Origin of the sequence: Streptomyces longispororuber (assembly GCF_014656095.1) — a bacterium.
Classification (GTDB): Bacteria; Actinomycetota; Actinomycetes; order Streptomycetales; family Streptomycetaceae; genus Streptomyces; species Streptomyces longispororuber.
The window spans coordinates 13,771-27,662 of sequence record NZ_BNBT01000121.1 but is presented as its reverse complement, the minus strand read 5'-3'; the positions used below and the strand labels follow the sequence as shown (position 1 = coordinate 27,662).

General features: G+C 75.0%; 14 protein-coding genes. 11 read left to right on the top strand and 3 right to left on the bottom strand.

Annotated elements, in window-relative coordinates; genetic code table 11:
* The 5 genes from IE330_RS28565 to IE330_RS28545 form a co-directional block, all read left to right on the top strand.
* Window positions 1-1,577: ATP-binding protein (locus tag IE330_RS28565; RefSeq protein WP_190139035.1), on the top strand; the 1,577-nt coding region annotated here is incomplete at its 5' end.
* 115 nt (window positions 1,578-1,692) lie between these two features.
* A complete protein-coding gene (locus IE330_RS28560; protein WP_190139034.1) occupies window positions 1,693-2,112 on the top strand; it encodes a roadblock/LC7 domain-containing protein in 420 nt (139 codons plus the stop codon).
* Window positions 2,109-2,465, top strand: coding sequence for a DUF742 domain-containing protein (locus IE330_RS28555; protein WP_190139033.1), 357 nt, complete (start codon window positions 2,109-2,111; stop codon window positions 2,463-2,465). Before IE330_RS28560 ends, IE330_RS28555 begins: the two co-directional genes overlap by 4 nt.
* Window positions 2,446-3,066 carry a GTP-binding protein gene (locus IE330_RS28550; RefSeq protein WP_190139032.1) on the top strand — a complete coding sequence of 207 codons (621 nt, stop codon included), beginning with the start codon at window positions 2,446-2,448 and terminating at the stop codon, window positions 3,064-3,066. Before IE330_RS28555 ends, IE330_RS28550 begins: the two co-directional genes overlap by 20 nt.
* Window positions 3,063-4,328 carry a cytochrome P450 gene (locus IE330_RS28545; RefSeq protein ID WP_190139031.1) on the top strand — a complete coding sequence of 422 codons (1,266 nt, stop codon included), beginning with the start codon at window positions 3,063-3,065 and terminating at the stop codon, window positions 4,326-4,328. Before IE330_RS28550 ends, IE330_RS28545 begins: the two co-directional genes overlap by 4 nt.
* 94 nt (window positions 4,329-4,422) lie before the next feature.
* Here the strand turns inward: IE330_RS28545 and IE330_RS28540 are convergent, their stop codons facing one another.
* Entirely contained in the window at window positions 4,423-5,667 is a 1,245-nt protein-coding gene (locus tag IE330_RS28540; RefSeq protein WP_229925998.1) for a cytochrome P450, read from the bottom strand.
* A 184-nt stretch (window positions 5,668-5,851) separates the two neighbouring features.
* Complete coding sequence (locus tag IE330_RS28535) at window positions 5,852-6,430, bottom strand: snapalysin family zinc-dependent metalloprotease (RefSeq protein WP_190139030.1); 579 nt, start codon at window positions 6,428-6,430, stop codon at window positions 5,852-5,854.
* Window positions 6,431-7,301: 871 nt separating this feature from the next.
* On the opposite strand from IE330_RS28535, the gene IE330_RS28530 reads away from it, so the two are divergent.
* A complete protein-coding gene (locus IE330_RS28530) occupies window positions 7,302-8,747 on the top strand; it encodes an erythromycin esterase family protein (protein WP_190139029.1) in 1,446 nt (481 codons plus the stop codon).
* 126 nt (window positions 8,748-8,873) lie between these two features.
* Here the strand turns inward: IE330_RS28530 and IE330_RS28525 are convergent, their stop codons facing one another.
* Window positions 8,874-9,563, bottom strand: coding sequence for a ribonuclease H family protein (locus tag IE330_RS28525; protein WP_190139028.1), 690 nt, complete (start codon window positions 9,561-9,563; stop codon window positions 8,874-8,876).
* Between the two features lie 272 nt (window positions 9,564-9,835).
* Between IE330_RS28525 and IE330_RS28520 the strand changes: the two genes are divergently transcribed.
* From IE330_RS28520 to IE330_RS28500, 5 genes are all read left to right on the top strand, one after another.
* Window positions 9,836-10,948, top strand: a complete 1,113-nt coding sequence (locus tag IE330_RS28520) for a hypothetical protein (protein ID WP_190139027.1) — start codon at window positions 9,836-9,838, stop codon at window positions 10,946-10,948.
* Window positions 10,949-11,161: 213 nt separating this feature from the next.
* On the top strand, window positions 11,162-11,626 hold the full coding sequence (locus IE330_RS28515) for a hypothetical protein (protein WP_190139026.1): 465 nt from the start codon (window positions 11,162-11,164) through the stop codon (window positions 11,624-11,626).
* Window positions 11,617-12,177, top strand: a complete 561-nt coding sequence (locus tag IE330_RS28510) for a hypothetical protein (RefSeq protein WP_190139025.1) — start codon at window positions 11,617-11,619, stop codon at window positions 12,175-12,177. Before IE330_RS28515 ends, IE330_RS28510 begins: the two co-directional genes overlap by 10 nt.
* A 38-nt stretch (window positions 12,178-12,215) precedes the next feature.
* Window positions 12,216-12,623 (top strand): peptidoglycan-binding domain-containing protein, encoded by a 408-nt coding sequence (locus IE330_RS28505; RefSeq protein ID WP_190139024.1) that lies wholly within the window; start codon window positions 12,216-12,218, stop codon window positions 12,621-12,623.
* 14 nt (window positions 12,624-12,637) lie between these two features.
* The gene (locus IE330_RS28500) at window positions 12,638-13,744 is read left to right on the top strand and encodes an RICIN domain-containing protein (protein WP_190139023.1); all 1,107 of its coding nucleotides are present in this window, start codon (window positions 12,638-12,640) and stop codon (window positions 13,742-13,744) included.
* Window positions 13,745-13,892: the final 148 nt, after the last annotated feature.

Sequence of the window (13,892 nt, the reverse complement as noted above, 5' to 3'; positions counted from 1 at the left end):
AGGACGCCGACTGGCTGCTCCTCGCCGCCGTGGTGTGGACCGGCCGCCGTACCGCGGCCGCGCTGCGGGCCCGCGCCACCACCGCCGAGCGCCAACTGGCCGACCTGCAGGCGCAGGTGGGCGCCCGCGGCGGCGAGGTCATCCACCTGGCCCAGGTGACGCTGCCGTCCGTGGCGCGGTCCCTGCGCGAGGGCGCCGCCCCGCACGAGGCCCTGGGACAACTGCGCCTGCCCGCCGACCCGGCCTGCCGGGAACTGCTCAACGTGTGCGTGTCCGCCCTGTCCGACGCGGAGCAGCGCGCCGCCGGGGCCGCCGCGGCCCAGGCCCACGCCGCCGGCGAACTGGCCCGGCTGAGCGCCGACATCCGCCTGCTGACCACCGACACCGTCCCCGACGTCGTCACCAAGCTGCGCGGCGGCACCTCGGCGGACCGCGTCCTCGCCGCCATGACCTGGCCCGCCGACCCCGCCCTGCGTGAGCTCACCGAGGGCGCCGTCCGCGAACTCGCCCTCAGCGAGCGGCGGGCCGCCGCCGCGCAGGCCGCCAGCGCGAAGGCGCTCAGCCGCGTCCAGGCCAAGACCGTCAGCATGCTCGCGGACCTGCGCGCCCTGCAGGACCGTTACGGCGAGGAGGTCTTCGGCGACCTGCTCCGGCTCGACCACACCACCTCGCAGCTCGGCCTGATGACCGACCGGCTCGCGCTGCTCATGGGCGGCCGCTCCAGCCGCGCCTGGAACAAGCCCATCGTCATGGAGAGCATCCTGCGCGGCGCCGTGGGGCGCATCGCCGCCTACCAGCGGGTGCGGCTGCACAGCTCCAGCAAGGCGGCCGTCGTCGGCTTCGCCGCCGAGGGCGTCATGCACCTGCTGGCCGAACTGATGGACAACGCCGCGAACTTCTCCCCGCCCACCGACGAGGTCCACGTCTACGTCGAGGAGTCGCGCACCGGCGTCGTCATCACCATCGAGGACAGCGGACTGCGCATGGCCGACGCCGCGCTCCGCCGCGCCAAGGAGTACGTCTCCGGACAGGCCACCGACCTCGCGCTGCTCCAGGGCACCCGCCTCGGCCTCGCCGTCGTCGGACGCCTCGCCGGGAAGTACGGCGTCAGCGTGAACTTCCGGCCCTCCTCCCGCGGCGGCACCGGCGTCGTCGTCCTGCTGCCCCCGCAGCTCATCGCCCAGCAGGCGCAGTCGGACAGCGCCCGCTCCGCGCCCGCGCCCGCGCCGGACCCGCTGTCCGCGGCCCCGGACCCGCTGCCCGCCACCGCGGACCGCTCCGCCACGCCCTCGCCGCCCGCCCTGCCGTCCCGCGCCGCGGACACCCCCGAGGCCGAGGCGAGCCGCTCCCTGCCCGACGGCACCCTGGCCACCCCCGGCGGCCTGCCCGTACGCCGCCCCGGCCGCACCATGGCCGCCGCGCACCCCGCGCAGGACGAGCGCGAGAGCACCGGTCCGGACGGCGCGGCGGACGAGCGGCGGCCGCGGCCCGACCGCGACGTCGGGGCGCGCTTCGGAGCCTTCCACCGCGCCCGGCGGGCCGCCGCCGACGACGCGCGGCCGCCGCAGGCCGAGTAGCCGCACCCGGCTCACGGACCGGCCCGCCCGCCGGACCGCCCCCCTCAACCCCCGCCCCGTCCACCGAAAGGGAGGCACGGGCGTGCGCACCCTCGGGTGACCGCCCGGAACCGACATGCAGACCACCGACAACAGCTTGAACTGGCTCCTGGAGAGCCTGCTCGACGGCACCCCCGGCACCCGGCACGCGCTCGTCCTCTCCCGCGACGGCCTGAAGCTCTGCTGGAGCACCGGGCTCACCCTGGACCAGGCCGACCAGCTCTCCGCGATCTGCTCCGGAATCCAGGCGCTCGCCCAGGGCGCGTCGGTCGAGTTCGGCGACGGCACCGGCGGCGTACGGCACTCCATGACCGAGTTCCACGGCGGCCTGCTCTTCGTCGTCGAGGCCGGGCAGGGCGCCCACCTCGCCGTCATCGCCGACGAGGACGCCGACCCCGGCGTGGTGGGCAACCAGATGACGCAGCTCGTGGCGCAGATCGGCGACCACCTGCGGGCCGAGCCCCGGGGCCAGGGCCCGCAGCACACCGCGTCATGACCCGGCGGCCCGTCGACGTGGGCGACCCGGACCGGCTCTACACCATCACCCAGGGACGCAGCCGTGCCGACGCCGTCGCCTTCGACCTGGTGACCCTGATCGTCGCCGAGTGCGAGCCGTCCGCCGGCCAGCAGTCCGAGCACGCGCGGATCCTGGAGCTGTGCCGCCACCCCACCTCCGTCGTGGAGATCGCCGCGGAGCTCTCGCTGCCCATCACGGTGGTCCGCATCCTCCTGGAGGACCTCCGGGCGACCGGCCGCATCACCCCCCGACACCCCCGCGTGGCGGCATCCGCCGCGCTGCCCGATTCCGCTCTTCTCACGGAGGTGCTCCATGGGCTCCGCAACCTCTGAGCTGCCGCCGGCGTCCAGGACACCCCTGCGCGACACGGCCGAGTCCGGCCTCAAGATCGTCGTCGTCGGCGGCTTCGGCGTCGGCAAGACGACCCTGGTCCGCTCGGTCAGCGAGATCCGCCCGCTGAACACCGAGGAGGTCATGACCGAGGCCGGCGAGGGCGTCGACCGCATCCCGGTGTCGTCCGCCAAGAACACCACCACCGTGGCGTTCGACTTCGGCCGCATCAGCCTCAACGAGCGCCTGGTGCTCTACCTGTTCGGGGCGCCCGGCCAGAAGCGCTTCTGGTTCCTGTGGGACCGCCTGTTCTCCGGCACGCTCGGCGCCGTCGTCCTCGTCGACACCCGCCGCATGGAGGACTCCTGGTACGCCATCGACCGGCTCGAACACCACAAGACTCCGTTCGTCGTCGCCGTGAACCGCTTCGACGGCGACCACGCGTACCACTCCCTGGAAGAGATCCGCACCGCCCTCGCGCTGCCCGCGCACGTCCCCCTCATCGACTGCGACGCCCGGGTCCGCTCGTCCGGCAAGGACGTGCTCATCGCCCTCGTCGACCACCTCCACCACCTGGCACGGGAACGGGAACTGACAGCATGACCGAAGTGACCGGACCAGCGGCCCCCGGCACCCCGCCGCCCGGCTGCCCCGCCCACGGCGACGCGGTGCGCCTCGGCGGTCTGGAGTACCAGCAGACCCCCTTCGAGCTCTACCGCGACCTGCGGGGCCGGTACGGCTCCGTCGCCCCCGTCCTGCTCGACGGCGACGTGCCCGCCTGGCTGGTGCTCGGCTACTCCGAGGTCAGCTACGTCACCGCGCACGACGAGCTGTTCGCGCGCGACTCGCGGCGCTGGAACCAGTGGGACCGCATCCCCGCCGACTGGCCGCTGCTGCCGTTCGTCGGCTACCAGCCGTCCGTCCTGTTCACCGAGGGCGCCGAGCACCGGCGCCGCGCCGGGGTGATCACCGAAGCCCTTGAGGGCGTCGACCAGTTCGAGCTGGGCCGCGAGTGCGTGCACATCGCCGACCAGCTCATCGCCTCCTTCTCCGGCCGGGGCACCGCCGAACTCATGAGCGCCTACACCCACCCGCTCGCGATGCGCGCCGCCGTGCACATGGTGGGCATGCCCGCGGGCACCGCCGACACCGAGGCACTCGTCGAGGACCTGCGGATGTCGCTCGACACCGCCGAGGGCGACGACCCCGTGGCGGCGTACGGGCGCGTGGGCGAGCGCGTGCACCGCCTGGTGACGGAGCGCCGGGCCCGCCCGGCGGCCGACGTCACCTCCCGGATGCTGGAACACCCGGCGGGCCTCACCGACGAGGAGATCGTCCAGGACCTCATCTCGGTGATCGCCGCCGCGCAGCAGCCCACCGCGAACTGGATCTGCAACACGCTGCGGCTGCTGCTCACCGACGAGCGGTTCGCCCTGAACGTCTCCGGCGGCCGCCTCAGCGTCGGCCAGGCCCTGAACGAGGTGCTGTGGCTGGACACCCCCACGCAGAACTTCATCGGCCGCTGGGCGGTACGCGACACCCAGCTCGGGGGCCGGCACATCCGCGCGGGCGACTGCCTCGTCCTCGGCCTCGCCGCGGCCAACTCCGACCCGCAGATCTGGCCGGGCGCGGAGGTGGGCTCGGAGAACTCCGCGCACCTGTCCTTCAGCAACGGCGAGCACCGCTGCCCCTACCCGGCCCCGCTCCTCGCCGACGTCATCGCCCGCACGGCCGTCGAGACGCTCCTCGAACGCCTGCCGGACCTGGTCCTCGCCGTGGACCCGAAGGAGCTGACCTGGCGGCCGTCCGTGTGGATGCGCGGACTGACGGCGCTGCCGGTGCAGTTCACGCCGGTGGCGCAGTAGTCCCGTACGCGCGCGGGTCGGTACGAGGTGGCGGTGCGGCGCCCCTCCCGGGCGCGCGGAGGCCGCGCGTGCCGGGCGGGCGCCGCGCCGGGCCTCAACGCGCCGGCGTGAACACCACCGGCAGCGCCTGCGGCCCGCGGGTGAAGACGCCCTGCTCGCGCGGGACGAAACCGTCGGCGAGCCGCAGGTCGGGCAGGGCGTCGAGCAGGTCGTTGACGCCGGTCTCGACCTCCGCGCGGGCCAGCAGGGCGCCCACGCAGAAGTGCCGGCCGAGCGCGAAGGCCAGGTGGTCGGCCGCCGCCGAGAAGGCGGTCGTCGTGGTGAGGTCGTCGCGGAAGATGTCGAAGCGGTCCGGCTCGCGGTAGCGCTCGCCGTCGCGGTTGGCCGCGCCGATCAGGCAGGTGACGGTGGCGCCCGCCGGGACCGTGCCGCCCGCGAGCTCCACCTCCGCCGCGGTCTGCCGCATGATCATGTGGACCGGCGGGGTGTGGCGCAGCGTCTCCACGAACGCCCGGTCCACCAGGGACCGGTCGGCCCGCACGGCGGCGAGCTGGTCGGGGTGCGCGAGCAGGTTGGCGAAGATGCTCGCGATGGCCTTGTCGGTGGTCTCGCCCCCGGCCGCGAGCAGCAGGCTGCAGAACGCCTTGATGTCCTCGTCGCTCATCCGCACGCCGTCGACCTCGGCCGCGCACAGCCGCGACAGCAGGTCGTCGCCGGGCTCCTCACGGCGCCGCCGGATGATCGGGAACAGGTACTCCGCGAACTCCACGCGCGTCCGCTCGCCCGCGGCGGTGACCTCCGGGTCCCCGGCGAGGTTGCCGAGGAAGGCGATGACGCTCGTGTACCAGCCGTGGAACCGCGCGTGGTCGGCCTTGTCCAGGCCGAGCATGTCCGCGATCACGTTGACGGGGAAGCGGGTCGCGTACTCCGCCACGAGGTCCGCCGACCCGCGCCCGCGGAAGGCGTCCACCAGCTCGCGGGAGTTGCGGCGGATCACCGGCATGAACGTCTCCTGGAGCTCGGCCCCGCGGAAGGCCGGGGCGACCAGCGCCCGCCGCACCGCGTGCTCGCGCCCGCTGAGCTGGAGGATCGTCCGCCCGTGCACGGGCTCCAACTGCCAGTCGTAGTTGTCGGTGGTGAACACCGACTCCTTGTCCTTGAAGACACGGGCCACGTCCTCGTACCGCGAGACCACATAGCTCTTGGTGGGCTCGTGCCACAGAAGCGGAGCGCGCTCGCGGAGCGCGCGGTACACGGGGTAGGGGTCGGCCGCGAACTCGGCCGAGAGGATGTCAGGTATGTCCTGAGCGCTGTCTGGCAAGGGCTGAGCAGTGGACACCGTGGCTCCTTAAGGGGAACGACTGCCGGGCGGGGCCAAGCCTATTGATCAAGAAACGGAATCAACAGGGTGCGGCAGTGACGTCGCCGGAGGAGCCGTGCCACCGGGTGCGCGGGGGCCGGGGTCCTGGCCGCTCGGGGGCGCGGCCAGGCACTGGCGTACGGCGGTCGTCCCGGGCCGTCGGCTAGCGGGCGTCCACCAGCATGCGGCCGTCGGCGGGCGCGGTGGCGCCGGTGCGGTACGCGGCCTCGACCCGCGCCTGCTCGGCCGCGTCGGGCACCGCGTTCTTGCAGCTCGTGCCCGCGCTGGAGCCCGACATGAGCTGGGAGCACGGGCCGGGCTTGGTGTCGGGCAGACCCAGGTTGTGGCCGAGCTCGTGCGCCGCGATACGGGTCTTGTCGTGGCCCTGGGCGACGGCCTGGCTGCCGAGTTCGACACGGGCGCGGCCGCCCGGGCGTACCGGCCCGAGGGAGGCCTGCGGCCAGCCGCTGGTGGCCACGATCTGGATCTCGGCCCGGGTGCCGGGGGCGGCCTCGACGAGCTTCACGTTCTCGACGTTGTTGTTCCAGGAGGCGACCCCGGCCGCGATCGCGGCCTCCCAGCCGGCGGCCCGGCTGTCGTCGTAGCGCAGCGTCACCACGGCCGCCGTGCTCTTCGCCGCGCGCGTCTCTTGCGCGGACACGGCGTTCGCCGCCGGAACCGCGGTCAGGGCGACGACCGCGGCGGCGCCGCCGGTGAGGACCAGCCTGATGGAGTGCAGCATGGTGTGTGTCCCTTCACTTGTGGGGGCCCGGCTCGGTGCGGAACCGGGGAGTGCGGGGAGGGCGGTGCCGGTCGTGGGACGGGCCGGGGCCGCGGGCCGTGCGGTCCGCCCGCGCTGCTCCGCCGCTTCGCCGTACTGTCGCCGGGCGCGGAGCGGTGGCTGCGGGCGCGGGGTGGCCTCGGTCCGTCAGGAGGAGGGCGGCGAACGGCACTTCTCACGCGGGCGGGGCCGCGCCGGGGCGGAGCCGCCCTGCCCGGTGACGGGCACGCGTGCGCGTCGGCAGGGGCGCGTGGCGCCGAGCCGCCATGCGCCGCCGGGGCTCCGCGTGACGCGCGTGGCGCCGTGCCGCCGTGTGCCACCGGAGCCCCGCGTGACGCCGTACGCGGACAGGCCGTACGGCACAAGGCCGCGGACCGGAAGCGCGGGCGGCGGACGGTCGTACACCGGAGCGGAGCGCGTTCCCGCCGTACCCACCCGATCCCTGGGGCTGGGCATACGCCGCTCCTCCTCGCCTCGCGCACCTCGCAGCGGACGGCCGTGGCAGACGGTACAGCGCCCGACCGTGCTCGAACAGCAGCCCGACAACTGTGAAATTTCCGCAGGGAACCCACCCGGCCCACCCCGTGGACACCGGCACGCGCGCCCCGGCGGCGGCACCCGCCGAAATCGCCCTGCGTACCGCCACAGCCCCTTGATACGGTCCGTGGCATGCCCATGCACCCAGGCCGGACCTGGCGCGCCGAGCCCTGCGGCACCGAACGGCGGGGCGCCGCTTCCTGACACGCCGACAGACCCGCCGCACCGGCCCTCCTGGCCGGGCGGCGCGCGACGCCGTCCGGCCCGTACCGACCGAACCCGCGGAGCACACCCCATGACCGACCCCGACCACCACGACCGCCCCGGCGCCGTGAGCGACCTGCGCGCGCTCCAGACACCGGCCGGACCGACGGCGGCGGCCGCCCCCGCCGAACTCGTCGAGTGGGTCACGCGCCACGCCCACCGGCTGGCACCCCTCGGCCCGCGGGCGGACCTGGAGGCCCCGGTCGACGACCTGGAGCCGCTGCGCGCCCTCGTCGGCGACGCCCGCGTGGTCGCCCTGGGCGAGAGCTCCCACCAGATCCGCGAGTTCGGGCAACTGCGCCACCGCGTCCTGCGCTTCCTCGTCGAGCGGCTCGGCTTCACCGTCTACGCCATGGAGTACGGGGCCGCCGAGGGCCGCCCCGTGGACGCGTGGATCCAGGGCGGCCCCGGCGACATCGACGACCTCCTGGCCCCCGAGCACCACCCCGCGGCCGGGGGAGGGACGCAGCGGCGCCCCAGGGGCCTGGGGCAGCCCGTGGAGTGCAGGGACACCCTGCGGTGGCTGCGCCGCCACAACGCGGGCGCCCCGCACCCGGTCCGCTTCGTCGGCTGCGACATCCCCATGGCGGGCGGCTCGCTCGCGCCCGTCCTGGAGCCGGTCGCCGCCTACCTGGAGAGAGTGGACCCGGGCGCGCTGCGCTGGCTGCGCACGGCCCTGGACATCTCCGGCGCCGTCGCGGGCGGCACGGTCATGGTCCCCGCCTTCGCCCGGCTCGACCTGGACCCGGCCGAGCAGGACCGGCTCACCACGGCCCTCGCCCGGCTCGCGGGCCGGTTCGCGGACCTGCGCGAGACGTACGTCGACCGCGCAGGCCGCGCGGCCTACGAGACCGCCCTGTCGGACGTCCGCGCCGCCGTGACCACCGACCGGGCCCAGCGGGCCATGGCCGAGGCGCTCGCGGGCGCGCCCGACAGCCTGGGCTTCGTCGCCCGGGAGCGCTACCTGGCCGACACCTTGCTGGAGTTCCTGGAGCGGTCGCGGCCCGGGACGCGCGTCGCCCTGGTCGGGCACAACGCCCACATCCAGCGCTCGGCCAACCCGGGCGACGGACCGCTCGCGCCGGCGACCATGGGCCACCTGCTCGCGCGGGAGCTCGGCGCGGACTACGTCCCCGTCGCCCTGACCGGCAACGGCGGCGAGACCGTGGAGAACGTGCCCGACCGCGACCACCCCCTCGGCATGCGCTGGGGCCGCGCCGCCACACCCGCGGCCGCACCGGACAGCGTCGAGGCCCTGTTCGCGGGCGTCCCCGACCGGCCGGCCCTGGTGGACACGCGGGCACTACGGGAGCACGCCCGGGCGCGGAACTGCCCCGAGCCGGTCCGTACGCGGCTGGACACCACCTTCATCGAGATCCCCGCCCTGGAGGCGTTCGACGGGATCGTCTGCGTCCCGGACACGACGGTGAGCGCGGACCTGACCGGGGAACCGGCCGCCGAGGGGGCGGGGAGCTGACGGCCCCGACAGCCGACGGGGGCCCGGACGCTGACGGACGGCGCCGGGCACCGACCGGCCGGGGCCTCGTCGCGCACCACCGTCCCGCTGACCCGCTGAGCCCGCTCAGCCCGCCGAGCCCCCCGGTCAGGCGGTGGCGCACTCCGGGTGGCCCCAGCCGTGCGTGCCCTTCGCGATCTGCTCACCGGCGGCGTAGGCGCGGCCGCAGCCGCAGGTTCCCTTGAACTTCGCGGCGATGGTCCGGCGCCCGGAACGCCCGCCCGCACGGGCGCCGGGACGGCTGCCGGTGCGGCGGCTCGCCTTCCGCTCGCCCGGCTGCGGCTCGGGCACCTCGGGGACGGCGGTCGCGCCGTGCGCGGTCCCGTCCGGCTCCTGCGACTGGGCCGCCCGGCTGGCGGCGTGGTCCGCGACCGCGTTCAGCGGGTCGCCGCCCACCTGGTGCGCGGGCACGTACACGAAGTCGACGCTGCGGCCGGACAACTGGCTGTCGATGCGCTCGACCAGGTCGCGGTTGGCCACGGGCTTGCCGCCCGCGGTCTTCCAGCCCTTCTTCTTCCAGCCGGGCAGCCAGACGGTGACGGCCTTCATGGCGTACTGCGAGTCCATGCGCACCTCGACGGGCACGTCGGCGGGCAGGGCCGCGAGCAGTTCGGACAGCGCGGTGAGCTCGGCCACGTTGTTCGTGGCCACCCCGAGCGGCCCCGCCTCCCAGCGCACCGGCACCCCGTCGGCGTCCGCGACGACCCAGGCCCACCCCGCGGGGCCGGGGTTGCCCTTGGAAGCTCCGTCACATGCCGCGATCACCCGTTCCGTCATGCTCCGATCATGCCAGGCCGACCGGAGGGAGCCGTTCCCGGGTGGCGGCCCGGCCCGCGGACGCCACCTCGGAACCCGCACGTCCGCCCCGCTTCCGGCACCCCGAAGGCCCCCGGGAACCGGAGAAAAGAGCGGAACACTCACGCGCGTGCGTTCCCCCTCGCCGCGCCTTGCTGGACGCTCTGCCCTCGCACCACACCACACCGCACCGCTCACCGCACGGGTCACACCCACACACCGCTCGACCACCGGACCACTGGGGAGGCATCGTCATGCACCGGAGACGTTTCGTCAGAGGCGCGCTCGGCACGGCCGCGGGGGCCACCCTGCTGCCGGCCCTGCCCGCCCGGGCCGCCGTCCGCGCCGACGGCTGGCAGCAGGCCGACGTGCCCGACGCCGCGGAGATGGCCGGGCTGCGCTCCGTGGCGGCCGCCGGGCCCCGCCTTGCCTGGGCCGTGGGCACCGAAGGCCTCGACCGCACCACGTACGGCAGGCCGCTGGCGTACCGGTGGAACGGCACGGCCTGGTTCCGCACGGACACCACCGGCCTGGCCTTCAACGGCTTCCTCACCCGCGTCGCCGCCAACGCCTCCGGCGACGCCTGGGCCGTCGGCCTCGACCGCGAGCACGGCCTCTGGCACCTGTACGCCTGGGACGGGGACGGCTGGGAGCGGGTGCCCTTCCCCGGCGAGGGCGCGGCGGACACCGCCGTCCACGATGTCGCCGTCGCCCCCGACGGGAGCGCCTGGGCCGTCGGGACGTACGAGAACCGGTCCCGGACGATGCACTGGAACGGGCGGCGCTGGCGCTGGATCCGGCCGCTGCCCAGCGGCAACAACAACGCCGCGGTCGGCGTGCGCCGCTCCTGCCGCGGGGACGTCTGGATCTACGGCAGCGGCGTGTGCGCCCGCTGGGACGGCGCATGGCACGAGATCCCGCTGGAAGGGCAGATGAGCCACGTCACCGGCATGCTGCCTGCCGCGCCGAACGACATCTGGCTCTGCGGCTACCACTGGAGCCTCCCCGGCGGCCGCCCGCCCGCGCCCCGGCTGAGCCACTACGACGGCACGGCCTGGCAGTACGTCGGCACGCCCTTCGCCGGGGGCGAACTCACGGGCATCGTCGGCGACGACCGCGACCGCCCCGACCGCATCGCCGGCTGGGAGTACCCGGACGGGAACCGGGCCCACTACCTCCGCTGGGACGGCGGGAACTGGGTCGGCGAGCGCGGGCCCGCGTCCACGACCCCGGTCCTGATGAACGGGATCGCACGGGTGCCCGGGACGCGGGAGTACTGGTCGGCGGGGTCGACGTCGTTCTTCCCCTACCCGCCGGGCCAGGTGCGCGTCGAACGGCTGCGGCTGCCCGCCGGGCGTTCCCGGTGAGGCGCTGCGGACGGCGCGCGGCGTCCCCGGTGAGGCGCTGCGGACGCCGCGGGGCACCACCGGTCAGGCGCTGCGGGCGGCGCGGGACGGACTCCGGCCACATGCCGTAGGGATGTCAGCCGTATGTCAGCGGCCTGGGCGACAGTCTGCCGTCGGAGCACCAAGAGTGGTCGGGTGCACCGCACGGTACGTACGAGGACTTGAGGGGGAGTCATGTCCGACAGGGCTGCCGTACGAAGACGCGGCCGGCGCGCCGCGCGACTGCTGCGCGGCTGCGTGCTGCCGGGGGCGCTGTGCGCGCTCGCCGGAGTGCTGACGGCTCCGGGGCAGGCCGCCGCGGCCCAGGCCGCGGAGTGCCGGCTGCGCCCCGCCGAGCAGCACGTCGACTGGACCGGACGGAGGTTCACCGGGGACCTGCTGTGCGAGGTGGAGCCGGGGCACATCCGGCTCCAGTCGCGCTCCACCAGCACGGTCAGCGGGGAGATGCTGTTCACGCCCGCCTGGTTCGTGTGCTGGAAGCAGGGCAGCACCTACCCCGGCACCGACCTCTGGTACTACACCCAGGGCGACCAGGTGGTGACCACCCCGGCGGCGAAGGCCTGGGGTTATGTGCCGGCGACGTCGGTGAAGGCGCCGGAGCACCCCTTCCCCAACCTGGCGAAGTGCCCATGGACATGACCGCCGCCACGGACGTGGAAGAGGTGCGTGCCATGCTGACCGAGCAGCGGGAACAGCGACGAGGCGCGCGGCGCGTCGCCCGGACACCGCGCGGGCCGGTGTCGTCCGCCCTCCGGGCCGCCTGGCGGCGGACGGCCGCCGTCGCGGCGGGACTCGCGGTACTGGCCCTCGGGGCCGGGCTCGCCGCGCCCGCGCACGCGGCCGAGCGGGCGACCTGCGAACTCCGCGAGGGCATCGAGCTGCGGGACGCCATCGGCAACGTGTTCACCAAGGCCCTGTACTGCGACAACCTGCCCTCGGACGTGTACGCCCGGGCCGACTTCGCCTCGCCCGTCACGGGCTGGCTGAAGCTGTCGCCGTCCTGGTTCCCCTGCTACACCACCGGGCCCGCGGACACCCAAGGCAACAAGACCTGGTACTACACCCAGGGCGACCAGGTGGGCTCGATGCCCAAGATCAAGGCCTGGGGCGTCGTCCCCACCGAGGCCGTGCGCCTGCCCGCGGGCACGACCCAGCCCTTCCCGGGCCTGCCGCGCTGCCCGTGGTTCTAGGCCGCGTACCCAGAAGCACGCAGAAACGGAGAGATCCCATGTCTCGTCAGCCCAGGGTGACTCCCCAGGGGCGCACCCCCCGGCGCGGCTCCGGCCGCCCGGCGCCCGGGCGCGTGGCCGCCGGAGCCCTGCTCGCCGCCGCCGTCCTGGTCGCCGCGCCGACGACGGCCTTCGCGCACGCCCCGAGCCCGTCCACCGCGGCGGCGACCGAATGGCGCCTGTGCATGTACCTGGGGGGCCACCCCACGCTGAAGCTGGGGGACAGCGGCGAGGCCGTGCGCCACCTCCAGTGCGTCCTCAACGAGGTGTACCGCTACCAGACCGTGCCGATGACCGGCTCCTTCGAGGTCATCACCGAAGCGGCCGTCAAACACCTCCAGCAGCAGCTCAGCCTGCCGGGCACCGGAGTCGTCGACGCCGCGACCTGGACGGCGCTGCACCCGTAGGGAGAGGTGGGGAGATGTCCCGGATGGATACGAGGGTGGGTACGCAGGCGGACACGGAGTCCGGAACATGGCACCGGCGCGGCGCGCGGCCCGGGCCGGGCAGGGCCGCCCGGGCCCTCGTGGCCCTGCTGTCCGCCGCGCTCACCGCGGCCGTCGCGGTTCTCGGGCCGCCCGCGCACGCCGCCGCCGCGGACCGGGCGCCGCACGCAGGTCCAGCGCGGACCACCGCCCCGGACCGGGCGCCGCGCCTCGGGCCCGCGCAAGTGGTGAACATCGTCAACACCCACAGCAAGCTGTGCGTGGAGACTCCGACGTCCGCGCTCGGCCAGCCGGTGCGCCAGGGACGCTGCTTCGGCAAGCCCGCCGCCCGCTGGTACCTCCAGGCCTCCGGCGCGAGCACGGGCGCCGTCAACCTCGTCAGCGCGGTGAGCGGCACCTGCGTCGGGGTGGAGAACTCCAGCCCCACGCCGGGAGCCGCGCTCCGGCTGGCCCCCTGCGGCAGCGGCACGGACGTCAGCTTCCGGATCGTCCCCCTCGGCGACGGCGTGGGCTTCCAGACCATGACGTCCGTACGGCCCCTGTGCCTGGAGGTCACCGAGTCCTCCACCACCGACGGCGCCGCCCTGCGCCAGTGGGAGTGCAACCAGCAGCCCGGTTCGCTCTTCACCCAGCAGCAGCCGCCCAAGCAGTGGGGCACGACCGTCGTCAACACCCACAGCGGCAAGTGCCTGAGCATCCTCGACCGGAGCGGGGCGGACGGCGCCAGGGCGATCCAGCGCACCTGCGCGGGCGCCACCGACCAGCGCTGGCAGGTGGTCGAACTGGGCGGCGGCAACGTCGCCGTGGTCAACGACAACAGCGGCAAGTGCCTGGCCATCAGCAACGGAAGCCTCGACAACGGCGCCAACGCCAACCAGTTCTCCTGCGACGGCTACAGGTTCCACACATGGGCGCTGGCACCGGTGGGCCCGCCGGAGGGCGGCACCTACACCCTCGCCAACCTCCGCAGCGGGAAGTACCTCGGCATCCGCGGCCAGAGCACGGAGGAAGGGGCCCAGGCGGAGCAGTGGGACCGCACGACGAACGCGGACCAGGTGTGGCGCCTGATGCCGTCGGGGTGACGCCACGGGCACGCGGCACGAGGGGACACGCGGGAAGCGGACCGGCGGCCCGAGGGGGACCCGTCCCCCTCCGGTTTCCCCGACCACGCGGGTACGGCGTACTCCACCTCGAGTCCGGGGGCCGGCCGGAGTGAGCGGGGACGGCCGC

Bases quoted from the DNA above. Each gene is read 5' to 3' on its own strand.
- IE330_RS28560 (WP_190139034.1), top strand. From the start codon at position 1,693: ATGCAGACCACCGACAACAGCTTGAACTGGCTCCTGGAGAGCCTGCTC.
- IE330_RS28555 (WP_190139033.1), top strand. From the start codon at position 2,109: ATGACCCGGCGGCCCGTCGACGTGGGCGACCCGGACCGGCTCTACACC.
- IE330_RS28550 (WP_190139032.1), top strand. From the start codon at position 2,446: ATGGGCTCCGCAACCTCTGAGCTGCCGCCGGCGTCCAGGACACCCCTG.
- IE330_RS28545 (WP_190139031.1), top strand. From the start codon at position 3,063: ATGACCGAAGTGACCGGACCAGCGGCCCCCGGCACCCCGCCGCCCGGC.
- IE330_RS28535 (WP_190139030.1), bottom strand. From the start codon at position 6,430: ATGCTGCACTCCATCAGGCTGGTCCTCACCGGCGGCGCCGCCGCGGTC.
- IE330_RS28530 (WP_190139029.1), top strand. From the start codon at position 7,302: ATGACCGACCCCGACCACCACGACCGCCCCGGCGCCGTGAGCGACCTG.
- IE330_RS28525 (WP_190139028.1), bottom strand. From the start codon at position 9,563: ATGACGGAACGGGTGATCGCGGCATGTGACGGAGCTTCCAAGGGCAAC.
- IE330_RS28520 (WP_190139027.1), top strand. From the start codon at position 9,836: ATGCACCGGAGACGTTTCGTCAGAGGCGCGCTCGGCACGGCCGCGGGG.
- IE330_RS28515 (WP_190139026.1), top strand. From the start codon at position 11,162: ATGTCCGACAGGGCTGCCGTACGAAGACGCGGCCGGCGCGCCGCGCGA.
- IE330_RS28510 (WP_190139025.1), top strand. From the start codon at position 11,617: ATGGACATGACCGCCGCCACGGACGTGGAAGAGGTGCGTGCCATGCTG.
- IE330_RS28505 (WP_190139024.1), top strand. From the start codon at position 12,216: ATGTCTCGTCAGCCCAGGGTGACTCCCCAGGGGCGCACCCCCCGGCGC.
- IE330_RS28500 (WP_190139023.1), top strand. From the start codon at position 12,638: ATGTCCCGGATGGATACGAGGGTGGGTACGCAGGCGGACACGGAGTCC.